Source organism: Saccharothrix longispora (assembly GCF_031455225.1).
GTDB lineage: Bacteria > Actinomycetota > Actinomycetes > Mycobacteriales > Pseudonocardiaceae > Actinosynnema > Actinosynnema longispora.
The window spans coordinates 7270546-7294130 of sequence record NZ_JAVDSG010000001.1; the positions used below are offsets into that span (position 1 = coordinate 7270546).

General features: G+C 74.3%; 20 protein-coding genes. 12 read left to right on the forward strand and 8 right to left on the reverse strand.

What is annotated here, in order from left to right; all coding sequences use genetic code 11:
- Positions 1 to 69: 69 nt before the first annotated feature.
- A complete protein-coding gene (locus tag J2S66_RS31610) occupies positions 70 to 885 on the forward strand; it encodes a LysR family transcriptional regulator (protein WP_310311763.1) in 816 nt (271 codons plus the stop codon).
- A 163-nt stretch (positions 886 to 1048) separates the two neighbouring features.
- Here the strand turns inward: J2S66_RS31610 and J2S66_RS31615 are convergent, their stop codons facing one another.
- From J2S66_RS31615 to J2S66_RS31625, 3 genes are all read right to left on the reverse strand, one after another.
- The gene (locus J2S66_RS31615; RefSeq protein WP_310311765.1) at positions 1049 to 2473 is read right to left on the reverse strand and encodes a P-loop NTPase family protein; all 1425 of its coding nucleotides are present in this window, start codon (positions 2471 to 2473) and stop codon (positions 1049 to 1051) included.
- On the reverse strand, positions 2470 to 4272 hold the full coding sequence (locus J2S66_RS31620) for a dynamin family protein (RefSeq protein WP_310311767.1): 1803 nt from the start codon (positions 4270 to 4272) through the stop codon (positions 2470 to 2472). Before J2S66_RS31620 ends, J2S66_RS31615 begins: the two co-directional genes overlap by 4 nt.
- Before the next feature lie 95 nt (positions 4273 to 4367).
- Positions 4368 to 5285, reverse strand: a complete 918-nt coding sequence (locus J2S66_RS31625; protein WP_310311769.1) for an IniB N-terminal domain-containing protein — start codon at positions 5283 to 5285, stop codon at positions 4368 to 4370.
- Positions 5286 to 5511: 226 nt separating this feature from the next.
- On the opposite strand from J2S66_RS31625, the gene J2S66_RS31630 reads away from it, so the two are divergent.
- Both J2S66_RS31630 and J2S66_RS31635 read left to right on the forward strand, forming a co-directional pair.
- Positions 5512 to 6831 carry an Hsp70 family protein gene (locus tag J2S66_RS31630; protein ID WP_310311771.1) on the forward strand — a complete coding sequence of 440 codons (1320 nt, stop codon included), beginning with the start codon at positions 5512 to 5514 and terminating at the stop codon, positions 6829 to 6831.
- Positions 6832 to 6839: 8 nt separating this feature from the next.
- Positions 6840 to 9272 carry a helix-turn-helix transcriptional regulator gene (locus J2S66_RS31635; RefSeq protein ID WP_374726225.1) on the forward strand — a complete coding sequence of 811 codons (2433 nt, stop codon included), beginning with the start codon at positions 6840 to 6842 and terminating at the stop codon, positions 9270 to 9272.
- 27 nt (positions 9273 to 9299) lie between these two features.
- Here J2S66_RS31635 and J2S66_RS31640 read toward each other — a convergent pair whose 3' ends face one another.
- Complete coding sequence (locus J2S66_RS31640) at positions 9300 to 9797, reverse strand: DUF2165 domain-containing protein (RefSeq protein WP_310311776.1); 498 nt, start codon at positions 9795 to 9797, stop codon at positions 9300 to 9302.
- Positions 9798 to 9895: 98 nt separating this feature from the next.
- Positions 9896 to 13957, reverse strand: a complete 4062-nt coding sequence (locus J2S66_RS31645; protein ID WP_310311778.1) for an nSTAND1 domain-containing NTPase — start codon at positions 13955 to 13957, stop codon at positions 9896 to 9898.
- Positions 13958 to 14250: 293 nt separating this feature from the next.
- Here J2S66_RS31645 and J2S66_RS31650 point away from each other — a divergent pair, with 293 nt between their 5' ends.
- The 6 genes from J2S66_RS31650 to J2S66_RS31675 all read left to right on the forward strand — a co-directional run bounded on the left by J2S66_RS31650 (position 14251) and on the right by J2S66_RS31675 (position 18819).
- Entirely contained in the window at positions 14251 to 14436 is a 186-nt protein-coding gene (locus J2S66_RS31650) for a hypothetical protein (protein ID WP_310311780.1), read from the forward strand.
- A 131-nt stretch (positions 14437 to 14567) separates the two neighbouring features.
- A complete protein-coding gene (locus tag J2S66_RS31655; protein ID WP_310311782.1) occupies positions 14568 to 16085 on the forward strand; it encodes a DNA-3-methyladenine glycosylase 2 family protein in 1518 nt (505 codons plus the stop codon).
- Positions 16086 to 16105: 20 nt separating this feature from the next.
- Complete coding sequence (locus tag J2S66_RS31660) at positions 16106 to 16600, forward strand: methylated-DNA--[protein]-cysteine S-methyltransferase (RefSeq protein WP_310311784.1); 495 nt, start codon at positions 16106 to 16108, stop codon at positions 16598 to 16600.
- A gap of 87 nt (positions 16601 to 16687) precedes the next feature.
- Entirely contained in the window at positions 16688 to 17272 is a 585-nt protein-coding gene (locus tag J2S66_RS31665) for an ArsR/SmtB family transcription factor (RefSeq protein WP_310311786.1), read from the forward strand.
- Positions 17273 to 17274: 2 nt separating this feature from the next.
- Positions 17275 to 18015 (forward strand): SRPBCC family protein, encoded by a 741-nt coding sequence (locus J2S66_RS31670; RefSeq protein WP_310311788.1) that lies wholly within the window; start codon positions 17275 to 17277, stop codon positions 18013 to 18015.
- A 9-nt stretch (positions 18016 to 18024) separates the two neighbouring features.
- The gene (locus tag J2S66_RS31675) at positions 18025 to 18819 is read left to right on the forward strand and encodes an alpha/beta fold hydrolase (protein ID WP_310311790.1); all 795 of its coding nucleotides are present in this window, start codon (positions 18025 to 18027) and stop codon (positions 18817 to 18819) included.
- 83 nt (positions 18820 to 18902) lie between these two features.
- Here the strand turns inward: J2S66_RS31675 and J2S66_RS31680 are convergent, their stop codons facing one another.
- Positions 18903 to 19736: an SAM-dependent methyltransferase gene (locus tag J2S66_RS31680; RefSeq protein WP_310311792.1), complete on the reverse strand. Its 834-nt coding sequence runs from the start codon at positions 19734 to 19736 to the stop codon at positions 18903 to 18905.
- 215 nt (positions 19737 to 19951) lie between these two features.
- On the opposite strand from J2S66_RS31680, the gene J2S66_RS31685 reads away from it, so the two are divergent.
- From J2S66_RS31685 to J2S66_RS31695, 3 genes are all read left to right on the forward strand, one after another.
- Entirely contained in the window at positions 19952 to 20827 is an 876-nt protein-coding gene (locus J2S66_RS31685) for a Sco1979 family transcriptional regulator (RefSeq protein WP_310311795.1), read from the forward strand.
- Between the two features lie 131 nt (positions 20828 to 20958).
- The gene (locus J2S66_RS31690; RefSeq protein ID WP_310311797.1) at positions 20959 to 21198 is read left to right on the forward strand and encodes a DUF397 domain-containing protein; all 240 of its coding nucleotides are present in this window, start codon (positions 20959 to 20961) and stop codon (positions 21196 to 21198) included.
- Positions 21182 to 21487: a hypothetical protein gene (locus tag J2S66_RS31695; protein WP_310311799.1), complete on the forward strand. Its 306-nt coding sequence runs from the start codon at positions 21182 to 21184 to the stop codon at positions 21485 to 21487. The genes J2S66_RS31690 and J2S66_RS31695 overlap by 17 nt, the downstream gene beginning before the upstream one ends.
- Positions 21488 to 21717: 230 nt before the next feature.
- Here the strand turns inward: J2S66_RS31695 and J2S66_RS31700 are convergent, their stop codons facing one another.
- Entirely contained in the window at positions 21718 to 22350 is a 633-nt protein-coding gene (locus J2S66_RS31700) for a TetR/AcrR family transcriptional regulator C-terminal domain-containing protein (protein ID WP_310311801.1), read from the reverse strand.
- Between the two features lie 237 nt (positions 22351 to 22587).
- A complete protein-coding gene (locus J2S66_RS31705; RefSeq protein WP_310311803.1) occupies positions 22588 to 23523 on the reverse strand; it encodes a hypothetical protein in 936 nt (311 codons plus the stop codon).
- Between the last annotated feature and the right edge of the window lie 62 nt (positions 23524 to 23585).

Below are 23585 nucleotides of genomic sequence, written 5' to 3' on the forward strand. Positions count from 1 at the left end.
GGGTCCCCCACGTGCCGTCATCGAGTCCAACGATTCCTCGTGATGGCCTCGATCGCTATCCTCGATCCGGTGGACACCCGCCTCCTGCGCACCCTCCTGGTGCTCGCGCGCACGAGCAGCTTCACCGCCACCGCGGCCGAGCTGCACCTCGTGCAATCCACGGTGACCAGCCAGGTCAAGGCGCTGGAGCGGCACCTCGGCGCGCGGCTGTTCGACCGCCTGCCCACCGGGGCCCGGCTGACCGAGGCCGGTCGGCAGGCCGTCGAGCACGCGCGGGAGGTGCTGACGGCCGAGCAGCGGCTGCGGGACGCGGTGCGCGGCGGCACCGCCGTGGAGGGGGACGTGCGGCTGGCCGCGCCGGAGTCCGTGTGCGCCTACCGGCTGCCCCAGCGGGTGGCCGACGTGGCGATGCGCTACCCCGGCATCCGCGTGCACCTGTCGCCCGCCGGGACCAGGCAGGCGCTCGCCGGCGTCCGCGACGGCACGCTCGACCTCGCCCTGGTGCTGGAGGACACCGTCGTCGCGCCGGGGCTGAAGGTGACGGCGGTCGGCGTCGAGCCGGTCGAGCTGGTGTCCGCGCCGGGTGTCGTCCTCGATGACCGGTACTTCCTGCTGGAGGAGGGCTGCTCCTACAGCGACCGGTTCGTGCGCGAGCTGTCGGCGGCGTCGAGCGTCACCCGGTTCGGCAGCATCGAGGCCGTCCGCTCGTGCGTGGTGGCGGGCCTGGGCTGGGCCGTGCTGCCCCGCGTGGCGGTCGCCGAGCACCTGGACGCGGGCACCCTCCACCGGGTGCGCGAACTCCCCGACAGCACCCTCTTCCTGGTCACCGACCCCCGCCGCACCCCCTCGTCCGCCGTCCGGGCCGTGATCACCGCGACGACCTGACCCGAACTCACGACTCACCCGACCCGGACTTACGACTCGCGCGACCCGGACTTACGACTCGCGCGACCCGAACTTACGACTCGCGCGGCGTGAACTTACGACTCGCGCGAGTCGTAAGTCCGGGCCCCGCGAGTCGTGAGTTCGGGTCGGGTGAGTTCTGCGTTCAGGTCCGGGTGGCCAGGCGGGTCAGCATGGCTTCGCAGGTGCGGACCACCACGGCGGCCGCCTGGCGCTGGGCGTGGTCGAGGGTGGGGTCGGCGGTGTGGTCGCGCCAGCGGTTCAGGGTGTCCAGGACCGCGTGCCGGAGTTCGGGGGCGGTGGGCTCGTACTCCATGCCCAGGCGGGTCGGCAGGTCCGTGCCCAGGCCGCCGACCAGGCGGGACGCCTCGGGCTCCAGGTCGTCGGGGAGACGGGTCCGGCCGCCTTGCAGCGCGGCCAGCAGGCGCAGTTCGCGGAAGTCGTGGGCCGTGGCCAGGACGCGCTCCAGGGCCGCCGCCAGCGGGGCCGAGCCGGGACGGGGTTCGGCGCGCAGCACGACGTCCAGCCCGAGCAGCGCGGACCGCGCCTTGAGCACCTCGCGCCGCTCGGTGAAGTACACGCCGATCGAGTCGCGCAGCTCGCCCAGACCGCTGCGCTGCACGAGCTGACCGGTCAGCTTGACCTGGGTGTCGAAGCCCTGGCGGATCAACGTCGTGGTCAGCCGCACGCCGAACACGCCGAACCGCTCCACCAGCCCACGCCGCACCGCCGGGTCCAGCCGCACCGGGAAGTCGTCGCCCACGAACCGGTCGGCGGACAGCAGGTGGTCCTCCAGCTCGGTGCGGGCGAGGGAGGCCAGTGCCGACAGCGCGGCGAACTCGTCGGCGCGGATGGTGCGCCCGGCCACCGCGAGCAGCCCGGCCACCGCGACCACGTTCTGGCACAGCGGTTTCACCGCCGCCTCGCGCCGGTAGCGGCGGGCGATCTGCTTGGCCGAGGACAGCGCGTCGATCCGGCCGCCGCCGATCTCGTCGGCGCGCGCCAGCACCAGCACGGTGTTCACCGGCGCGGCCCGCGCCACGGGGTGGTCGTGCGCGGTGCGCAGGAACCGCACGTCGTCGGTGTGCAGGTGCCGGGTCAGGTACAGCACGGCGTCGGCCTCGCCGTACACCTGCTCGACCGGCGTGCCGCCGGGCGTGTCCACCAGGGTGAGGTCGCGCAGCGACCGCGACGGCCACTGGACCACGACCCGCTCCGCGTCCGGCGCGTCGACGAACGCCCTGCCGTCGCGCCGCACCACGGGCACCTCGTACTGCCCGACCCAGGCGCGGGGCTGCTGCCCGTCGTAGTACCAGGTGGTCGCCCCGGTGGGCGCGAACTCCTCGCCGATCAGCGCGCTGACCACGGTCGACTTGCCGGAACGCGGCCCGCCCGCCACCGCCACCCGCACCGGCTCGGTGAACCGCTGCCGGTGCCCGCGCAGCCACGCCACCGCGCGCGGGCTGTCCCGGTAGACCGCCAGCGCCTCCTCCAGCAGCGACCACACCTCGTCACCGAGCGAGTCGGAAGGTGCGGGAGGGGCGGGGGAGTCGGGCGGGGGGAGGGTCATGCGCTGATGCCCAGTTGCGGGGCCTGCCCCCCGGCCAGCGCCTGCACGCGCTGGTAGAGGGCGACGAGGGCGTCCAGTTCGCGCTTGGCCTCGCGGTTGCGGCGCTCCCGCTCGGACGTGTCGTCCTGCACGGCGCGGCGCGCGCTGCGGGCCGATTCGAGCAGCGTCTCCTGCATCTCCTCGGCTAGCGTGGAGAAGTGGTTGCGCAGGTTGCGCTGCACGAGCCGGGCCGCGTCGCGGCAGTCCTTGCTGAACTTGATGAAGAAGTCGTCGACGTGCCGGGCGGCGGCGGCCTTCGCGGCGGCCTGGCGGCGGCGCAGCCGCTGGTCGCCCTCGTCCACGATGGACTTGCCGCCGAACAGCGCGCCCGCGCCCAGCGAGATGGCGTTGATCAGCGGCATCCCGGCGAGGCTGGTGGCCAGGCCGAGCATCAGCACGCCGCCGTACGAGCCCTTCAGGCCGGTGAACGCCTTCTGCGCCAGCGTGAACCTCTCGATCAGCGGCTTGTCCATCGGCGACACGCGGTCGAGCACGTCGTCCGGGAACAGCGACTCGGGCAGCAGGTCGTCGCGCGGCACGGGGAAGCTCCTGGCCACCTTCCCGGCCACCCACTCGGAGCGCTCCAGCAGCCAGGCGAAGTTCGCGGTGGCGGCCTCGGTGAGGTTGTCCTCCAGCCACTCCTCGAACTTCTCCCAGCCCAGCACCGGGTCCGCCGTCTCGAACGTCCGCTCGACCTCGCGCAGGATGCGCCGGGTCCGGTCGCGCAGGTCGTGCTCGATGTCCGACACCAGGTCGGCCATCTCGTCGGCCAGCACGGTCTGCCAGCGCGCGGACCGGCGGCGCAGCTCGTCGATGCGGCGCTGCGCCTCGTTCAGCGCGGCCAGGGTGTCCTCGGCGCGGCGCGACCCCTGGGCGGACAGCTCCTCGCGGATCGGTGCGACGAGCTGCTTGATCGCGGACGCGGCGGTGACCGCGACCGAGCGGCGGGCCAGCACGTCGGCGGCGGCCACGATGTCCTGCTGCACGCACGCCAGCAGCTCGGGGAACCCGGACTCGGCGTTCAGCGCCTTGTCGCCGGTCCTGGCGGCGCGCAGCCGCAGCGCGGCCGACACCGGGACGATCTTCACGGCCACGCCCGCGCGCGTCAGGTGCGCCCGGTTGCGCTCGACGACCCGTCGCCACTGCGGCGAGATGTCGATCTTGGTCAGCACCACGGTGACGTTCGGGCACGACGTCATGACCTGCTTGAGCAGCTCCACCTCGGACGCGGTCAGCTCGGCCGTCGCGTCGGACACCATGAGCACCGCGTCGGCCTGGAGCAGGGCGGCGAACGTGCTGGCGGTGTGCGCGGGCCGCAGGTCGCCGACACCGGGGGTGTCGATCAGCACGAGGCCGGAGCCGAGCAGCGCGCGCGGGATGCCGACCTCGGCGCGCACCACGTCGCCGCCGAGGTCCTGCGCGGCGCTGCCCAGCTCGTCCAGCGGCACGGGGATGCGCTCGGTGGGCGTGTTCGCGATGGTCGCGCCCCGCACGAGCGCCGCCGACGGCGTCTCCGCGTGCTGCACGAACGTGGGCACGGGGGTCGTGACGTCGTCGCCGACCGCGCACACCGGGGCGTTCACCATGGCGTTGACCAGTTGGCTCTTGCCCTGCTTCGGCTCGCCCATGACGAGCACCCGGAGCTTCGGGTCGAGCTGGCGGGTGCGCTTCTCGCGCAACCGCTCCGCCAGGTCGGGCCGGTTGTGCGCGGCGCAGGCCCGGATCGTGTCGTCGAGCACGTCGAGCCAGGGCGCGGACATCACCCGGAAGAGTGTGCCGCTACTCCGCCCCGGAGTGGAAGTGAGGGCCGGCCCCGCCGCGTGGGCGGGGCCGGCCCCCTGGTGCTCGGTCGGCGTCAGAACAGCAGGTCGTCCACGCCGAGGGAGTCCACGACCGGCAGGTCGAGGCCGCCCACCGCGCCGGTGACCGTGCCGGTGACGTTGGTCACGACGCCGTCGACACCGGCGGTGTGCGCGACGGCGCCCACCGTGTCGGTGACGGCCGCGAGCGGGGCGTCGTCCTCGACGGTGTGGTGCTGCCCCAGGCCCCGGCCGGAGACGTCCAGGTCGAGGCCCCGGCCGAGGTCGCCCGCGGGCAGGGTGCTGGTGAGGCCACCGGTCACGTCGCCGAGCACGCCGTGCAGCGTGTCGAGCGAGCCGAACGCGGTGCTGGTCAGGCCGTCCGCGCCGGGCAGCGAGCCGGTGACCCCACCCGCGGTGGCGACGGCGCCGTCGAGGCCGCCCGTCGCCGTGGAGGTCAGGTCGGAGACCTGACCGTGGGCGGTGTGCGGCGTGCCGTCCAGGGTGCCGGTCACGTCGTTCACCGCGGAGAAGTCACCCTCCACCGTCAGCTTGGCCGAGCCGGAGGCGTCGAGCAGGTCCCAGCTCGACACGCCGCCGAACACGGTGAGGCCGCCGGCGTCCGCGCTGAGCGTGCCCGCCACGGCGGCCTTCACGTCACCGGCGCCGGTCGCGCCCGACAGCGCGATCTGGTCGGTGACGGCCTTGAGCCGGAAGATGGCGCCCGCGTGCCCGGCGTCGGCCAGGTCCAGCGGCAGGTCCTCCAGCAGCGAGCCGTCGAGAGCGGGCAGGCTCCCGGTCGGCACGTAGTCGAGGACCAGCGGGATGACTTCCTGCACGTCCAGCGCGCTGATGTCGCCCAGGCCCGCCTTCGCCAGGGTGCCCGCCGCGTCGGCCTGGAAGTCGGCGAGGGCGGTCGGGTCGCTCAGCAGGTCGAGGACGAAGTCGTGCAGCGTGGTGGGGCTGGTGCCCATGTCTGTCTCCAGGTCGGGGATGGCGAACGCGAAGAGGCGCGGACCGGCAGGGGGAGCCCGGCGATGGGGATCACGTTACGAGCGGGGGGAAGCCGGGCCATCGGGGATTACTCCCTGTAGATACCGCATCCACGATGGGGTGGTACTCGTTCACTCCCTAGGGGATTAGGGGATGCGGTTGTGACCTCCTCGTGATCCATGTAGGTGTTGGTCGTACTTCGAACAGGTGACCAAGGGAGGCTCCGCGTTGCCGTACGTCCTCGGGGTCGACGTGGGCACGACGCGCACCGCGGCGGCCGTGTGCCGGCTGGGTGGCGCCGGTCGGGCCGAGCCCGAGCCGGTGGGCCTGGGCGGTCCCGGCGGCGGCGTGGCCTCGGTCCTCCAGCTCACCCCGGACGGCGCGTTCGCGGTCGGCGAGCCGGGCGACCCCCGGTGCACGGCCACCGGGTTCGTCCGCCGGGTCGGCGACGCCGTGCCCGTGTTCCTGGACGGCGAGCCGTGCACCCCGGAGGAGCTGACCGCGCTGCTGGTCCGCTGGGTGGTCGACCAGGTGGCCCGCCGCGAGGGCGAACCGCCGGCGCACGTCGCGCTGGCCCACCCGGTCGGGTGGGGCGTCCACGCCAGGGGCCTCGCGCACCAGGCCCTGCGGGCGGCCGGGGTGGACGCCTCCCTGGTCCCCGAACCGGTCGCCGCCGCCCACAACCACGCGTTCGGCAGGCCGCGCCCGGGCGGTCCGGACGCCTTCCCCCTGAGCGCGTCCCCCTTGGGCGTCTTCGGCCTGGGCAGCCACGGTTCCTGCGCCGCCGTCGTGGGCCGGGACTTCGAGCTGGTGGCCGCGGTCGACGGCGTCGAGCAGGACGCGGGCGCCGCCTTCGACGACGCGGTCGCCGCGCACGTCCGGGCCTCCCTCGGTCGCGAGCTGGACGAGTTGGACGCCGACGACCCGCGCACCCGCGGCCTGTTCGCCCGGCTGCGGCGCGACTGCGAGGCGGCCAAGCGGCTGCTGTCCGGCACGGTGGAGACGTCGATCCCCGTGCACCTGCCGTCCGGGCGCGTCGACGTGCCGCTGACCAGGGCGCGGTTCGAGGAGCTCATCCGGCCCCCGGTCGAGCACGCCGCGGCGGCGTTCGCCCGGCTCGTCGCCAACGCCGGCGGCGTCGGGACCACCGTGCTGGTGGGCGGCAGCGCCCGCATCCCGCTGGTCGCGGCGGCCGTGCCGGGCCGGGTGGTGCTGGAGGCCGCCCCGGAGACCTCGGTCGTCAAGGGCGCGGCGCTGGCCGCCCGGCGGTTCGTCGTCGGCCCCGAGGACGAGCCCGAGCCCATCGAGACGTCGGTGATGGTGCGGGACGACGACCCGCTGCTGCGCTTCCCCGTGGGCGGGCTGGACGCGTCGGACGCGGAGATCGCCGCGCCGCCGCCGCCCCGCCCGCCCGTCGACATCACGCCGCTGGACCTGCCGGAACGCCGCACGGTGAAGCGCGTCGTGCGCGCCCTCGCGGCCACCGGGGGCCGGCGTCGTGCCCGTGACCACGAGGACGGTCGTTGAGCCAGAGCATGATCGCGCACCCGGTGCTGCCCGAGCAGGTCTCGCGGGTGCTGGACGCCGTCGCGGACGGCGCGGCGCCCCGCTTCGGCATCGTCGCGCCCGGCGGGTACGGCAAGACGACCGTGCTGCGCGAGGTGGTGCGGGCCTGCGAGGACGCCGGGATCACCGCGACCACCGTGGACGACGCCCACCTGCTGCCCGACGCCGAGCTGCTCGCCCTGCGCGCCCGGGTGGAGCGCGGCGACGGGGCGGTGGTCGTGGCGTACCGGCCCTGGCCGAGGTCGCGGGCGCTGTCCGCGCTGGCCGAGTCGCTCGGCCGCGTCCGGCCCGCGCTGGCGCTGGAGCCGTTCACCCGCGAGCAGGTGCGGGCCGTGCTGCCCGCCCCGGCGCGCGCGCACGCCGACTTCGTGCACCGGCAGACCGGCGGCGTGCCGCGGTTCGTGCTGCGCTTCACCGGGATCACCGCGGCCGAGGTGCCGCCGGACGTCGTGGCGTCCTTCCGGGCCGACCTGGACTGGCTGGACGTCGACGTGCAGAAGTTCCTGCTGGCCGCCGAGGCGGGCGCGGCGCTGCGGCTCGACCTGCTCGGCGGGCTGCTCGGCGGCGACGTGGACGCGGTCGGCGACGTGATCGAGGCGGGCCGCGCCACCGGCCTCCTCGCCCCCGACGGCGCGCTGCTGCCCGTCGCCCGGCTGGCGGTGGCGGAGCTGAGCCGCACCGACCGGCGCATCGCCGTGCGGCAGCGGCTCGCCGAGCTCCAGCTGCGCTCCGGCGGACCGGTGCTGGAGCTGGTGCGGCCGCTGCTCGGGGCGGCCGGTCCGGAGGCCGCGGGGGCGGAGGCCGCGGGGTCGGGGGCCGCGGGGTCGGGGGCGACGGTGGCGGTGGCGGCCGGTCCGGAGATGGCGGCGGCGTTCCAGGCGGCGGCGGCCGAGGCGCTGCCGGCCGACCCGGCGCTCGCCGCCCGGCTGCTCGCCGCCGTCGGCACCCCGTCCGCGGAGGTGGCCGTGCGGCGCGCGGTGGCCTGCGCGATGGCGGGCGACCTCGACGCCGCGCTGCGGCTGGCCGACGGGGTCATCTCCTCCGACCCGGCGCACCGGGGGCGGGCGGCCGAGGTCGCCGCCATCGCCCTGGCCCACCGGGGCCAGCTGGCCCGCGCCACCGAGCTGCACCGCTGGTCGCCCAGCTCGACGTCCACCGCGTTCGCGGTGATCGGCGAGGTCGGCACGGGCCGGCTGCCCGCCGAGCCGCTGCCGGTCGCCCCGCCGACCATGCTCGACGGCGGCGCGTCGCTGATGGCGCAGGGCGTGCTGGAATCCGTCACGGGGTCCGCCACCACCGCGCTGTCCACGCTGGTGCGCGCGGCCGGGCTGCTGGAACCCGCCGGGAGCGCCGTGCTGCTGCCGGACTCGCCCGCCGCCCTGGCCGCGCTCGTCGCGCTGCACGGCGGCGAGCCGGCGGTCGCCGAGTCCGTGCTGGACCGGGCCGTGGCCACCTCGCTCGGCGGCGCGCTGATGGCGGTGCGGCACCGGCTGCTGCGGGCGTGGGTGGCGATGCTGCGCGGCAACCTGGCCCGCGCCCGGGAGACCCTGGTGGCGCTGCGCAGGACCGGACGCCCGCTGGAGCCGCGCGACTGGGTGTTCGCCATCGCGCTGGAGGTCGGCATCGCCCGGCGCAACAGCGACCTGGCCACGCTCAGGCGCACGTGGGAGCAGGCGTGCGAGGCCGTGCTGCGGCACCCGGTCGACCTGTTCACGTTCCTGCCGCTCGGCGAGTTCGCGGCGGCGGCGGCCCGGATGCGCGACCAGCACCGGCTCGCGCCGCACCTGGCCGAGGCCCGCGAGCTGCTGCACGCGCTGGGCGACCCGCCGCTGTGGGGCGTGCCGCTGCACTGGAGCGCGCTGCACGCCGCCGTCACCGCCGAGGAGACCCGCGCCGCCGAGGAGCACGCCGCGTCGCTCGCCGCGGTCGCGGACCGCAGCCGCTACGCGGGCGTCATGTCGACGGCCGCGGAGAACTGGCTCGACGTCCTCGCGGGCCGGGTCGACGCCGACCGGGTCGAGGAGGCGGCCCGCGGCCTGCACGCGGTCGGCCAGTGGTGGGACGCGGCCCGGCTGGCCGGGCAGGCGGCGATCCGCACGTCCGACCGGCAGGCCATGGTGCGGCTGCTCGACTGCGCCCGCCTGCTCCAGGGCCGACCGGCCGGCGGCACGGCCCGCGCGAAGGCGCCCGAGCCCGTGGTGGAGCACGACGGGGGCAAGCTCAGCGACCGGGAGCGCGAGGTGGCCGAGCTGGTCGTGCGCGGCCTGACCTACAAGCAGGTCGGCGACCGGCTGTTCATCTCGGCCAAGACCGTCGAGCACCACGTGGCCCGCATCCGGCAGCGCCTGGGCTGCGGCAGCCGGGCGGAGCTGCTGGACCAGCTCCGCCAGATCGTCGGCTGACGCGGCGCGGCCCGCCGGACCGCGCGGTCAGCCGCGCCGGGGCGAGGTCGAGTGCAGCAGGACCAGGCCGAGGCCGGCGATCACGAAGTTCTGGAACGCCGCCGCCAGGCCGTTCCAGTCCTTCGACTGCCACATCACGAACCACTCGCCGCCGAGGGCGATGAACCCGCCGCCGAACAGCAGCGCCTGCATCACCCAGCCCGTCGACGACAGCCGCCGGGCCGTCTCCTCGCGGCGGCGCAGCCACGTCACCAGCGCGGCCAGCAGCACCAGCGCGGTCACCGCCTCCCAGGCGATGATCAGCACGTAGGCCGCGGTGACCAGTGCCGGGCTGGTGATGGCGCGCCACGAGGTGTTGGGCGAGCCGAACGTGGTGTCCATCGCGAGGACGTGCCGCACGAACGCGTGGTTGGTCTCGTAGTCGGTGACGTTCCCGAACACGACGAGGGTCATGTAGAGCGCGCTGACGCCGGTCAGGGCCGCGATCGCCGCCCGAGGGCTCCCCACCCTGGAAAGAAGACGCATGTCCCGCAACCTAGCCACAATCCGAAGGAAATCCACGAAAATCGGTGCCCGCCGGCGGGCGGCCGTGCGGTCCGGGTCCCGCGCGGGTTCGGGGTGCCTCACCGGCAGGGCGGCTCGTAGTCCAGTTGCGGCAGGTGCTCCCGCCACTCCTCCTCCGGCAGCACGCCCTGCGTCTTCGCGCAGATCCGCTCCTCGGCGTGCGCCTGGTCGAGGTCCCACACCCGGACCGTGCTGTCCGTGCTGGTCGAGCCCAGCCGCGTGCCGTCCGGCGAGAACTCCAGGTCGCGCAGGGCGCCGTCGTGCCCGGTCAGCGACTGCCCCAGCGACGCGGGCCGCAGCGGGGTGCGCACGTTCCACAGCCGGATCGTGCGGTCGCCGCCGCCGGACGCCAGGACCCGCCCGTCCGGGCTGAACTCGACCGCGACCACGCTCTCCACGTGCCCGGTGATCGGCGCCCCGATCTGCCTGACCCGGTCCGGCGACGTCAGGTCCCACAGCCGGATCGAGCTGTCGTCGCTCGCGGTCGCCAGGGTCCGCCCGTCGGGGCTGATGTCGCCGGCGCGCACCGCGCCCGAGTGGCCCCGCAACGGCTGCCCCAGCGGTTGCGCGCCGGCCGGGTCGGCGGTGCCCCACAGCCGCACGGTCTGGTCCGCACCCGCCGTGACCAGGGTGCGGTCGTCCGGGGTGAACCCCGCGTAGTAGACGTACCCCTCGTGCCCGACGAGCGGTTCGCCGAGCCTCCTCGGGTGTTCCCGGTCGCCGATGTCCCACAGCTGCACGGTCTTGTCGTCGTGCCCGGTGAGCAGCACCCGGCCGGAGTGGCTGAACGCCACCGGCGAGCTGTACCGGGTGGCCGGCTCGATCGGCAGGCCCAGCGAGCGGGGGCGCGCGGGGTCGGCGAGGTCCCACAGCCGCACCGCCTTGTCGCTGGCGGTGGCGAGCGTGCGGCCGTCGTCGCTCATCGCCGTCGCCCACACCGGCGCGCCGTGGTCCACGACACCGACCGCGGTCGTGCCCCCCGGCGCGCCGGTGTCCCACACCCGCACCAGCCGGTCCTCGCCGGCGGACACGACGTACCGGCCGCCGGGGGTGAACAGGGGGCCGGTGGTGCGCGCCGCGTGACCCACGAGCACGTCCCGCGGCAGGGACCACAGCCGCACGACGGCGTCGTTGCTCCCGGTGGCCAGGGTGCGCCCGTCCGGGCTGAAGGACACCGCGTACACGGGTCCGCCGCGGCTGCTCAGGGGCCTGCCGAGCTCCAGGGGGTGCGTGGGGTCGGTGACGTTCCACAGCCGGGTCGTGCCGTCCGAGCTGGCCGACGCCAGCACCCGGCCGTCCGGGCTGAACGCCACCGACCACACGCCGTTGGTGTGCTCGGTCATCGGCCTGCCGAGCGCGTGCGGCACGGCCGGGTCGGCCACGTCGTACAGCCGCACGGACCAGTCCTCGCTGCCCGCCGCCAGCACCCGGCCGTCCGGGCTGAACGCGAGCGAGCGGACGATGTTGTCGAACCCGGAGATCGGGTCGCCGAGCTGCTTCGGGTGCGCGGGGTCGCGCACGTCGAACAGCACCGCGGTCCGGTCGTCGCCGCCGGTGGCGAGCAGCGTGCCGTCCGGGCTGAACGCCACCGAGCGCACCTGCCCGGTGTGCCCGCCCAGGGGGGTGCCGAGCCGGGCCGGGTGCGCCGGGTCGCCCACGTCCCACAGCCGGGCCGTGTGGTCGGCGTTCGCCGTGACCAGCGTCTTCGAGTCCGGGGTGAACGCGAGCAGGTAGATGGTGCCGTTCCCGCCGAGCAGCGGCTCGCCCAGGGAGCGCGGGTGCGCCGGGTCGCCCACGTCCCACAGCCGCAGGGTCCCGTCGTCGCCCGCGGTGGCCAGCGTCCGCCCGTCGGGGGAGAACACCGCCGAGGTCACCCAGCTCTGGTGGCCGATCAGGGGCGGCCCGAGGGCCCTCGGGTGGTCCGGGTCCCGCAGGTCCCACAGCCGCACGGTGTCGTCGTAGCTGGCCGAGGCCAGCGTCTTCCCGTCCGGGGAGAACGACGTCAGGTAGACCGCGCCGGTGTGCCCCGCCAGCGGGGCGGCCAGCGGCGACGACTGCGTGGACAGCAGTCGCGTCCGCACCTCCTGGTCGTCCGGGCGCATCCGGTGCGCCACCAGGTCGAACTGCGCGGACAGCGACGGGTCGCTCTCGCGCAACCGGTCGGCCTCGGCGACGACCTGCCGGAACACCGCGTCGTCGCGCTGCCGCACGGCGAGCACCGCGGCGGTGCCGGCGATGACCGCCAGCACGACGACGCACGCCACCGCCGCGCGCCTGACCCACGCGGCGCGCCTGCGGTGCTGCGTGGAGACGGCCAGGAAGTCCTGCGCGGTGCCGGTGAGGCCCTCGGGACCGGCCGCGCCCGCCCAGTGCCGCGCCGTCTCCAGCCGCGCGCCCCGGTAGAGCAGCGACGAGTCGCGGTCCTGCGCCGCCCACGTCGCCGCGTCCTCCTCCAGCCGCTGGCGCAGCAGCTGGCCCTCGCGGTCCTGGTCGATCCAGCTGCGCAGCCGGGGCCACGCCTGGAGCAGCGCCTCGTGCGTGATCTCCACCGAGCCCGCGTCCAGCGTCACGAGCCGGGCGCGGGCCAGCACCTCCAGCGCCTCCTCGCCCGCCGCCCGGTCCGCGGCCTGCCCGACCAGCTCGTGCCGGGTGGAGCGGCGGCGCGTGTCCTGGGTGTCCTCGCCGATGCGGACCAGCCGCAGCAGCAGCGGTCGCGCCGCGTGCTGGGCGCCCGGCGCGAGGTCGGCCCACGCCCGTTCCGCGGTGGCCGCCACCGCCCCCTGGATGCCGCCCGCCGCCCGGTAGCCCGCGATGGTGAGCTTGCCGGACTGCCGCCGCTGCCACGTCGCCAGCAGCGCGTGCGACAGCAGCGGCAGCGCGCCCGCGTCGTACGCGCCCTGGCCGCCCCGGGGCTGCACCCGCCCGCTGCGCACGCCCAGGTCGCGCAGCATCAGCTCGACCAGGCCCGGCTCCAGTTGGAGACCGGCGGCCCTCGCCGGCCGGGACACCGCCTCGCGCAGCTCCGCCGACGTCATCGGGCCGAGCACCATCTGCCGGTCCTGGAGCGCGTCGGCCAGCTCCGGGAACGCCAGGCACCGGCCGTAGAAGTCGGCCCGCACGCCCACGAGCACCAGCGCCGGGGCCGTGCCGCCGGGCACCGCGGGCGTGCACGCCACCGTGAGCGCCTGCACGAACACCTGCACCCGGGCCTCGTCCGGGGACAGCGTGAACGCCTCCTCGAACTGGTCGACGACCACCACGACCCGCTCGGCGCCGCGCCGCGCCGCGTGCGCCGCGAAGGCCGCCCGGATCTGGGCGGCGAACCGCATCACGCCCACCAGCGCCTGGCCGAGGTAGGTGTCCACCCCGCCCTGGCCGAACGCGGGGAACTCGGTGTCCGCCCCTTCCGGGCCGAACGCCAGGTCGAGGACGTCCGCCAATTCCGGGATTTCACCCACCAATTCCCCGATGGGGTCCGCGCCGGGGCTGATGACGATCGTCGGCCATTTCTCCGAGCCCGCTATCCCGAGCGCGCCGTTGCGGATGGACGGGATGACGCCCGCGCCCACCAGTGACGATTTCCCGGCGCCCGAGGCGCCGACCAGCATCACTATTCCGCCGGTTTCCGCGGCACTGCCCAACCGGGAGACGAGCGCGGCGGTGCTGCGCTCCCGGCCGAAGAACCAGTTCGAGTCCTCGCACTGGAAGGCGGCCAGCCCCCGGTACGGGCACACGCCGATCTCGTCGGAGCTGGGAGGCTCCTCGGGCTCACCCGTCGACACCGGGCTCGCCAGTGCCTCCTCCCACAGCCCGCGCCACGCGTCCAGGTCGTACAACCCGGCCACCGGGGGCTGCGGACGGGCCTTGCGGGCCTCGCCGATGAGGACTTCGAGGACTACCGAGAGTGCCGAGAACCGGGCCGGCACGTTGCGCCCGCGCCGCCAGTCGCTGACCCGCTGGGCGGTCGCCCGGACCGGCCTGCCGCGCTCGTCGGTGCGCCGCGCCCGGGACACGGACTCGGTCACCCGCTTCAGCGGAGGGTCGCCCGCCTCGGCGTAGAGCAGCGCGAACCGCTCGGCGAAGACGGTGCGGGGACCCGACCCCTGACCGGAACCAGCCATCCGCGGCGTGCCTCCTCGGGCCCGGTCTTCCGGACCGGAAAACCGGGTGTGAGCGCGTGAACAGGTCATTCGTGGACCGGTGTTGCTCCAGGAAGTCCACCCTAACGACTCACGCTGACAAGGTGTGGAGGACGTTCCGGTGGCGTCGTCGAGTTGCGCGGAGGGACCGGTCGAAGTGGTTTCGCAGACAGTCAGCGCGAGTGGCGGCACATTCTCCGCTGAGGGGTCCTGGGGGTCCTCTCAGCGGACGGCACGGGACGTGCCCGGTCGGTGGAACGGTTCGGCGACCTGCCATGCCGACCACCACCGGGGGTGATCCGACCGGCGTCACGCCGGTCACGGCCCGTGAGGACCGGGAACCCCCCGGTGAAGCACGGGTCTGCCCGATCCTGAGGACCGTCGCGGACGGCCACCGCCGGGGTCGGGCCGAGGTGGGACTGGCCCTGCTGGCCAGGATCGCCACCCCGGCGCGCGGCTAGCGCCCTCCCGGGGTGGCACGACCGGGTTCGGCAGGACCGGGTGCGCACAGCGCGGTGCGACCCGCCGGGCCTTCCACTCGATGTCGCATTTCCGCCAGCGGCGACGGCCTCCGGTGCCCGATGCTGGACCGGTGCACGAAGACACGGAACGCTGCGTCCGGGCCGTCCGGTCGAAAGACGCCCGCTTCGACGGGTGGTTCTTCACCGCGGTCCTGACGACCGGGATCTATTGCCGGCCGAGTTGTCCGGTGGCGCCGCCCAAGGCCGAGAACATGAGCTTCTACCCGAGTGCGGCGGCGGCCCAACAAGCGGGATTCCGGGCGTGCAAGAGGTGCCGTCCCGACGCGAGTCCCGGATCACCGCTGTGGAACCACCGCGCGGACGCCGTGGCGAAGGCGATGCGGCTCATCGCGGACGGCGTGGTCGACCGCGAGGGCGTGCCCGGCCTCGCCGCCGGGCTCGGCTACAGCGTGCGCCAGGTCGAGCGGCTGCTGCTCGCCGAACTCGGCGCCGGACCGCTCGCGCTGGCCAGGGCGCAGCGGGCGCAGACCGCCCGGCTGCTCGTCGAGACCACGTCCCTGCCGATGGCGGAGGTGGCCCTGGCCGCCGGGTTCGCCAGCGTGCGGGCGTTCAACGACACGGTGCGCGAGGTGTTCGCCCTCTCGCCCACGGAGCTGCGCGCCCGGCACCGCCCCGCGCCGGGGAGCCCGGGGAGGGGCACGCCCGGCGTGCTGTCGCTGCGCCTGCCGTTCCGCGCGCCGCTGTGCCCCGACAACCTGTTCGGGCACCTCGCGGCCACCGGCGTGCCGGGGGTGGAGGAGTGGCGGGACGGCGCCTACCGGCGCACGCTCCGGCTCCCGCGCGGGCACGCCGCGGTGTCGCTGAGCCCCGGACCCGACCACGTGGCCTGCCGGCTGGCGTTGACCGACCTGCGCGACCTGTCGATCGCCATCGCCCGCTGCCGCCGCCTGCTCGACCTCGACGCGGACCCGGTGGCCGTGGACGAGCAGCTGCGCGCGGACCCGCTGCTGGCGCCGGTCGTGGACCGCGCGCCTGGGCGCCGGGTGCCGGGCACGGTCGACCCCGTCGAGTTCGCCGTCCGCGCCCTGCTCGGCCAGCAGGTGTCCACCGCCGCCGCCCGCACGCACGCCGGGCGGCTGGTCGCGGCGGTCGGCGACCCCGTGGACGTCGACCACCCGGACGTCGACCACGCGGACGGCGGTCCGGGGGACGGCGGCGGCCTCACCCACCTGTTCCCGACGCCGGAGGCGCTGGCCGGGATCGACCCGGGGACGCTGGCCGTGCCGCGGTCGCGCCGGGCGGCGTTCCACGCGCTCGTCACGGCGCTCGCGGACGGCTCGCTCGACCTCGGGGTCGGCGCGGACTGGGCGAAGGCCCGCGCCGACCTGCTCGCGCTGCCCGGCATCGGGCCGTGGACGGTCGAGGTGATCGCGATGCGCGCGCTCGGCGACCCGGACGCGTTCATTCCCACCGACCTGGGCATCCGGTACGCCGCCCGCGACCTCGGCCTGCCCGACACCCCCGCCGCGCTGGTGCGGCGGGCGGAGGCGTGGCGCCCGTGGCGCGCCTACGCCGTCCAGTACCTCTGGGCCACCGGTGACCACGCGGTCAACCGGCTGCCCGCCTGAACCCGACCGGAGAACACGACGTGAAGACCCACACGACGATCGACAGCCCCGTGGGCGTCCTGACGCTCGTCGCCACCGGCGGCGTGCTGTGCGGCCTCTACATGACCGACCAGCGCCACCGGCCCGCGCAGGAGTCGTTCGGCGTCGAGGACCCCTCGTGCTTCGACGAGGCCACCGCGCAGCTGGGCGAGTACTTCGCGGGCCGTCGGACCTCGTTCGACCTGCCGCTGGAGCTGATCGGCACGCCGTTCCAGCGCACGGTCTGGCGCGCGCTGCTCGACATCCCCTATGGCGGGACCCTGTCCTACGGCGAGCTGGCCGCCGCGCTGGGCCGGCCGTCCGCGGCGAGGGCGGTCGGCCTGGCCAACGGCAAGAACCCGGTCAGCGTGATCGTGCCGTGCCACCGCGTCGTCGGGTCCACCGGCGACCTCACCGGCTACGGCGGCGGGCTGGCCCGCAAGCGGCAGCTGCTCGACTTCGAGCGCGGGGCGCACGCCCACCACCTCCTGTTCTGACCCGACCCCTTCCGACCTGCGCGGAACCCTCCCACCGACAAATTTATTCGTCTTGACAAATTGTGTCGTCGGTGGGACGGTTCCGCCATGCTCGAAGTAGCGGTGATCGAGGACCCGGCCGCGGCCGAGGTCTCGCTGGACCCGGTGCGGGTGAGGCTGCTGGCCGAACTGGCCGAGCCGAACTCGGCGACCACGCTGGCGGCCAAGGTGGGGCTGCCCCGGCAGAAGGTCAACTACCACCTGCGGACGCTGGAGCGGCACGGCCTGGTCGAACTCGCGGAGGAGCGCCGCAAGGGCAACATGACCGAGCGGGTCATGCGCGCCACCGCCGCGTCCTACGTGATCTCGCCGACCGCGCTCGCCGCCGTGCAGCCCGACCCGGGGCGCTCGCCCGACCGGCTGTCGGCCCGCTGGCTGCTGGCCGTCGCGGCCCGCCTGGTCCGCGACGTGGGCACCCTGATCACCGGCTCGACCAAGGCCGGCAAGCGGGTCGCGACCTTCGCGCTCGACGGCGAGGTCCGCTTCGCGTCCGCGGCCGACCGCGCGGCGTTCGCCGAGGAGCTCGCGGTCGCGGTCACCGGTCTGGTCGCCAAGTACCACGACGAGCGCGCCGAGGGCGGTCGCGCCCACCGCGTCGTCGTGGCCGTCCACCCCGACATCCCCGAGGAGTGACGATGGGTCACGCGTTCACGTCGGCAGACGAGGAGGAGCTGCCCGGCGTCACGCCCGAGCAGGTGTGGGAGGCCATCGCGACCGGCCCCGGCATCGACTCGTGGTTCATGGGCGTCAACGAGGTCGAGCCGGGGGTGGCGGTGAAGCAGGCGTTCGGCGCGTACCGACCGCGCCACCCGATCACCGCGTGGGAGCCCGGCGAGCGCCTCGCCTACGGCGGCGAGGAGGAACCCGACGGCCGGTTCGTCGCCCACGAGTTCCTGGTCGAGGCCCGCGAGCGGGGCAGCACGGTGCTGCGCATGGTCACCAGCGGCTTCCTGCCCGGCGACGACTGGGCGGACGAGTTCGAGGCCATGACGGCCGGCGGGCAGATGTTCCGGCGGACCCTCGTCACCTACCTGCGGCACTTCGCCGGGCGCACCGCGCGCCCGCTCACCGCGCCGGGACCCCGGGTGACCGACTGGCCCGCGCTGTGGGCGGCCCTGGGCCGGCGGCTCGGCCTCGACCGGGCGGCGCGGACCGGCGACGAGGTCGTGCTCGACGGCATGCCCGGCGTCGTGTACTTCGCCAACGGGCAGACGCTCGGCATCCGCACCGACGGCGCGCTCTACCGGTTCTTCCGGGGCATGCCGGACACCGTGACGGCGATGCACCACGTGTTCACCGACGACCACCGCGACGAGCGGACCTGGTCGACCTGGCTGGGCGACCTCCTGGTCGCGACGACCCGCTCCGAGAACTGAGGGAAGACGATGGGCACGGTCCTCTCGAAGGACGGCACGGAGATCGCGTACAGCCGGACCGGCTCCGGCCCCGCGCTGGTGGTCGTGGACGGCGCGATGTGCCATCGCGGGTTCGGCCCGTCGGCCGGGATCGCGAAAGCGCTTGCCGGGCACTTCACCGTCCACACCTACGACCGGCGCGGCCGGGGTGGGAGCGGCGGTGGCACCGAGCGCGACGTGCGGAAGGAGGTGGAGGACCTCGCGGCCGTGGTCGAGGCGGCGGGCGGGTCGGCGCACCTGTTCGGCATGTCCTCCGGCGGCACGCTGGTCGTCGAGGCCGCGCACCGGGGCGTCGCGGCGCGGCGGATCGCGGTCTACGAGTCGCCGATGACCCTGGACGGGACGCGCGCGCCGATGGACCCCGACCTGCCCGCGCGGGTCGACCGGGCGGTGGCCGAGGGGCGGCCGGGCGACGCGGTCAAGCTGTTCCTGCGCTACGTGGGCATGCCCGGCCCGATGGTCGCGCTGTTCCCGCTGCTGCCGGCGTGGAAGAAGATCAAGGCCGTCGGGCACACCCTGCCCAACGACTTCGCGATCGTCGGCGAGTTCCAGCACGGCGTCCCGCCCGCCGCGGACCGCTGGAAGGGCGCCGACGTGCCCGCCCTGGTGATCGCGGGCGGCAAGAGCCCGGAGTACCTGCGCAACGCGCAGCGCCACCTGGCCGAGGCCCTGCCCCAGGGCGAGCTGACCGTCCTCCCCGGACAGACGCACCTGGTGAAGGCGGCCGTCACCGCCCCGGTACTGGTGGACTTCTTCACCCGCTGACCGTCCACAGGGGACGGCAGCACGACGACCGCGCCCGCCGCACCCACCGCCCGGGGTGCGCGGGGCGCGGTCGTCGGTGTCCGCTACGGCTTGCGCCCCACGCCGCCCGCGATGCAGTAGCTCACCGCGTCCAACTCCTTGAGCCGCGGGCCGTCCGGCCACCAGTCGGCGCAGATGACGACACCGGGCTCGACCATCTCCAGGCCGCGGAACAGCCCGCGCAGCTCGTCCATGGTGGCGAACCGGCCGCTGCCCATCGGCGAGTGCAGGAAGGTGTCCTCCATGCGCCGCGCGATGGCCGAGTGCTCCTCGGTCTCCGGGTCCATGAAGTGCGAGATGCCGACGAAGGAGCCGGACGGCAGCGCGTCGATGTACTCGGCCATGATCTCGGCCGTGGACGGCGACGTGCCGTTGTAGTGGTGCAGCGTCCCCATCTGGAAGAACGCGATCGGCTCGGAGAAGTCGATGTGCTTGCGCACCACCGGGTCGTTCAGGATCTCCCGCGGGTTGAAGATGTCGGCCGCGGAGAAGTGCGTCCGGTCGTTCTCCTCCAGCAGCGCTCGGCCGTGGGCGAGCACCACCGGGTCGTTGTCGACGTAGACGACTCGCACGTCCGGGTTGATCCGTTGGGCCACCTGGTGGGTGTTCTCCGCCGTGGGCAACCCCGAGCCGCAGTCGAGGAACTGGGTGATACCCGTCTGGCTCGCGACGAACCGGGTGGCGCGGATGAGGAAACTGCGGTTGTCCACGGCCAACGTGGCCGCTTCCGGCGCGACCTGCTGGACGCGGCGCAGGACTTCCCGGTCGATCTCGTAGTTGTCCTTGCCGTTGAGGAACGCGTCGTAAACCCTGGCGATACTGGCCTTGGAGGTGTCGATGTAGACCGGGGCGGCGGCGTCCGAGGACGTACCCGACATTGTGTTGACCTCGCATTGGGGGAAGAAGGGGCCGATGTTTTGTGCACCGCGTCACAGTCCGCTTAGCGTAAGAGTATGGGCTCGACGAGTGAGCGGCCCTCGGGTACGCGAGACGACGGGATCAGGGGTGTACGTTCAGTGACCTTGCGAGTTCACCCACCTCGCGCGCAACCGCTGTTCGGGTGGACGGGGCACGACGGTCGGGAGGAGCGGCGATGGTGACGGTAGAGCCCACACCCGAACGGGAGAGCGGTCCCACCGCGCTGCGCATCGTGCTCGGCGCGCAGCTGCGCAGGCTCCGCGAGGCGGCCGAGATCAGCCGCGCGGACGCCGGGTACGCCATCCGCGGCTCGGAGTCGAAGATCAGCCGCATGGAGCTGGGGCGCGTCGGGCTCAAGGAGCGCGACGTCAAGGACCTGCTGACCATGTACGGCGTCACGGAAGAGGACGCGCGCACGAAGTTCCTGGAGATGGTGCGGCGGTCGAACTCGCCGGGCTGGTGGCACCGCTACTCGGACCTGCTGCCGGACTGGTTCCAGGACTACGTCGGCCTGGAGGAGGCGGCGGCGCGCATCCTCACCTACGAGACCCAGTTCGTGCCCGGTCTGCTCCAGACCGAGGACTACGCGATGGCGATCGTCAGCAGCGGTCGGCCGGAGCTGGCGGGACCGGCGGTGAAGCGGCGCGTGTCGTTGCGCATGCAGCGCCAGCGCATCCTGGCCAGGCCGGGCGCGCCGAGGGTGTGGGCGGTGGTCGACGAGTCGGTGCTGCACCGGCCCATCGGCGGCCGGGCGGTCATGCTCCGGCAGATCGACCACTTGCTGTCGGTGACCAAGGACGGTCCCGTCACCCTCCAGATCATCCCGTACCAGCTCAGCGGTTACGCGGCGGAAGGTCCGTTCACCATGTTGCGGTTCGGTGAGCCCGACCTGCCGGACATCGTGTACCTGGAGCACCTGGCGGGTGCGTTGTACCTGGACAAGCTGGAGGAGCTGGAGATCTACAGCCGGGTCTTCGACCGGCTGACGGTCGACGCGGAGACGCCCGACCGCAGCCGGCAGTTCCTGGCGAAGATCCGAGCGGACCTGTAGGGGTCCTCCGTCCGGGGGAGATTTGGTTTCGCATCTGCACGTGCATTTACCCGTGCGGGGACCACTGCTACGGTCTGTGCACAGTCGGATGCACGTGCAGATGCATCACTGCTACGGGGAGGGTGGCGTCGATGGCCGGCAAGGTCCACAACGGCATGTCCGCGGCTGATCTCATCGGCGTGTCGTGGCGCAAGAGCGCGCGCAGCGGCAAGTTGGGCAACTGCGTGGAACTCGCCAGACTCGGCGGCGGCGACATCGCCATGCGCAACTCCCGCTTCCCCGACGGCCCGGCGCTGGTCTACACCCGCGCCGAGATCGCGGCCTTCGTGGCGGGGGCGAGGGACGGGGAGTTCGATGACCTCCTCGACTGAGTACCCCTCGCGGACGACCTTCCAGCTGCGCGAGCTGGTCGCGCGCGGTTTCCAGTTCCTCCACCCGCGGGATGCCAGGGGAGAACTCGCGGCGGTGGTCGGGGTGCGGGCGCACCACGCCGTCATCGACGTCGTCCGCCTGCACGACGAGGACGACGCGGTGGCGATGAGGATGCCCGCCGACGAGGTGAACGTCCTGTCCCCCAGTCGTTTCTCCTGGCGCAGGCGCGGTCCGGCGACGAGCGTGCTGGAAGAGCTGCTCGAACTGCCCGACGACCGGATCGCCTGATGGACCACCCGTCCGCGCCGCGGTGGCGGACGGGCCGAGGGGCGCCCCAGGCCCCTCACCGGCGAACCTGACCTGGAGACGCAGCGGGAGTCGACACCGCGCCGGATGTCGGCACCACGCTCGGAGCGCAACTCCGTGTTCGTCGCGATCGGAGCGGGGGCCGAGGTCGGCTTCGGCCCCCGCACCGCTTTCCGGCACCGTCGTCCGGGAGCGCTGTCCGGGAGCGCTGCTCAGGGGCGGCGCAGACCGCCCAGCACGACCATGAGACCGCGCCGGAACCCGTCGGCGGGCGACACCGCCCGCGCCACGGCCGCCGTCTCGGCGAGCAGCGGGTGGTCCTCCACCACCCCGGCCACCGCCCCGGTCCAGTCCCCGGCCGGCGGGCCCTGGTGCTCCAGTCCGATCGCGCCGGTCAGGTAGCCGAGCAGGGCGCGCAACGCCATCGCCCGCTCCACCCCGGTGAAACCGGCCGCGGTCAGCACCTCCAGCACGGCCTCGTTCCAGCGCGCCGCGCTCGGGCAGCGGTGCCGGTGCGCCGTGGTGAGCGGCACGGCGTTCGGGTGCCTGCCCACGGCCTCGCGCACCCGTTCGGCGAGCACCAGGACCTGCTTGTCCCACAACGCGTTGCGCGGTGGCACGACGTCCACGCCGGACAGCACCAGTTCGGCGGCCAGGGCCTCCAGTTCGGCGCGGTCGGCGACGTACCGGTACAGCGACATGGTGCCCACGCCCAGCTCGGCGGCGACCGCGCGCATGGACAGCGCGGCCAGGCCGTCGCGGTCGACGACGGCCAGCGCGGCGGTGGCCGGCGCGGTCGGGGGCAGTGACCTGGGGCGGGGCATCGCCCTGAGAGCGTACAGCATACGCGCATAACCTCGATCGTGAGCGTACAGAGCACGCCAACAAGGGGGTGGCCGTGGACAACCGGTGCGCCGTGGCCGAACCGCCGATCCGTGCACAGGTTGTGACCAGCGGGGATCGAGTTGTCCACAGGCTTGTCCCCAGGTGTGGACGGATCGAACGCGTGTTCGATGTGACTCGTGGGGCGCACGTGGCGACAGGCCCCGCCCGGGTGGGCGGGGCCTGTCGCGGGGCGGTCGTCAGCCCACCGGCGGGGACATCACGAACCAGTTGAAGCCCTCGACCATCGGGCGCGACGAGCCGATGTACTCCGGACCGCTCAGCTCCCAGCGCTCCACCGTGCGGTAGGTGCCCGGCTGCTGGCTCTCGTCGACGGGCGTGGCCTCGTCGTCCTTCACCGGCACGTACTCGAACACCGACCGGCGCACGAGGGTCACGTCCAGCGCCTCGTACTGCGACTGCGTGTCCAGGTAGCCGGGGGTGCCGCTGTCGGCGGCGCGGCCCGGGTCGGCGAGCTTGAGCTGCACGACGTCGCCGCCGAACGCGCCCTTGGCCTGGACGACCGTCACGATGTGCCCGCCGTCGCGCACCATGCTGCTCCGCGGGCCGGTGACGTAGCGGCCGTACCACATCTGCACGGGCCCCTGGTTGAGCTTCTTCGCCAGCTCACCGGCGAAGTCCGTCGCGGTCGCGGTGCTCACCGCGCCGGTCGAGGCGGACCACCCGGCGTTCAGCGCCGGCTTCACGGCGACGTTCCACGCGGCGCGCAGACCACCCGCGCTGGAGCCGCTCTTGGCCGACCAGCCCGCGTCCGTCGCGACGCGGCCGATCGAGTTGGTGACGATGCCGTAGTCCGCCGGGTCCTTCGGGTCCAGGTCCTTGACCTTGGTGGTGAGCCAGCCGACGGGCGCCTTCTTCTCGTGCCCCCAGTAGTGCAGCACGTTGTAGAGCGACGCCGGCCCGCAGTGGGTGTTGCCGTTGCCGGCGAACCCGGCGCGGAACTGGTCGACGTCGCTGACGCCGCACTGGCGGACCTCGAAGTCCGGGCCGGTGACGTCGGCGACCCGCACGCACGGCTGGGGCGTGCCGAGCACCGGGTCGGCCGAGGCGGCACCGGGCAGGGCGAGGGCCGCGGCGGCGGTGACGGCGGCGGCGAGAACGGTCTTGCGCAACATGGTCTACCTCCTGTGGAGCGGGCCACCTCCCTGCGGCCCGTTCGTGGACCAAGACTGACCTG

Coding starts and splice junctions, on each gene's coding strand:
- J2S66_RS31615 (WP_310311765.1), bottom strand. CDS start 2,473: ATGACCCTCCCCCCGCCCGACTCCCCCGCCCCTCCCGCACCTTCCGAC.
- J2S66_RS31620 (WP_310311767.1), bottom strand. CDS start 4,272: ATGTCCGCGCCCTGGCTCGACGTGCTCGACGACACGATCCGGGCCTGC.
- J2S66_RS31625 (WP_310311769.1), bottom strand. CDS start 5,285: ATGGGCACCAGCCCCACCACGCTGCACGACTTCGTCCTCGACCTGCTG.
- J2S66_RS31635 (WP_374726225.1), top strand. CDS start 6,840: ATGATCGCGCACCCGGTGCTGCCCGAGCAGGTCTCGCGGGTGCTGGAC.
- J2S66_RS31640 (WP_310311776.1), bottom strand. CDS start 9,797: ATGCGTCTTCTTTCCAGGGTGGGGAGCCCTCGGGCGGCGATCGCGGCC.
- J2S66_RS31645 (WP_310311778.1), bottom strand. CDS start 13,957: ATGGCTGGTTCCGGTCAGGGGTCGGGTCCCCGCACCGTCTTCGCCGAG.
- J2S66_RS31650 (WP_310311780.1), top strand. CDS start 14,251: ATGCCGACCACCACCGGGGGTGATCCGACCGGCGTCACGCCGGTCACG.
- J2S66_RS31665 (WP_310311786.1), top strand. CDS start 16,688: ATGCTCGAAGTAGCGGTGATCGAGGACCCGGCCGCGGCCGAGGTCTCG.
- J2S66_RS31670 (WP_310311788.1), top strand. CDS start 17,275: ATGGGTCACGCGTTCACGTCGGCAGACGAGGAGGAGCTGCCCGGCGTC.
- J2S66_RS31675 (WP_310311790.1), top strand. CDS start 18,025: ATGGGCACGGTCCTCTCGAAGGACGGCACGGAGATCGCGTACAGCCGG.
- J2S66_RS31680 (WP_310311792.1), bottom strand. CDS start 19,736: ATGTCGGGTACGTCCTCGGACGCCGCCGCCCCGGTCTACATCGACACC.
- J2S66_RS31685 (WP_310311795.1), top strand. CDS start 19,952: ATGGTGACGGTAGAGCCCACACCCGAACGGGAGAGCGGTCCCACCGCG.
- J2S66_RS31690 (WP_310311797.1), top strand. CDS start 20,959: ATGGCCGGCAAGGTCCACAACGGCATGTCCGCGGCTGATCTCATCGGC.
- J2S66_RS31695 (WP_310311799.1), top strand. CDS start 21,182: ATGACCTCCTCGACTGAGTACCCCTCGCGGACGACCTTCCAGCTGCGC.
- J2S66_RS31700 (WP_310311801.1), bottom strand. CDS start 22,350: ATGCTGTACGCTCTCAGGGCGATGCCCCGCCCCAGGTCACTGCCCCCG.
- J2S66_RS31705 (WP_310311803.1), bottom strand. CDS start 23,523: ATGTTGCGCAAGACCGTTCTCGCCGCCGCCGTCACCGCCGCCGCGGCC.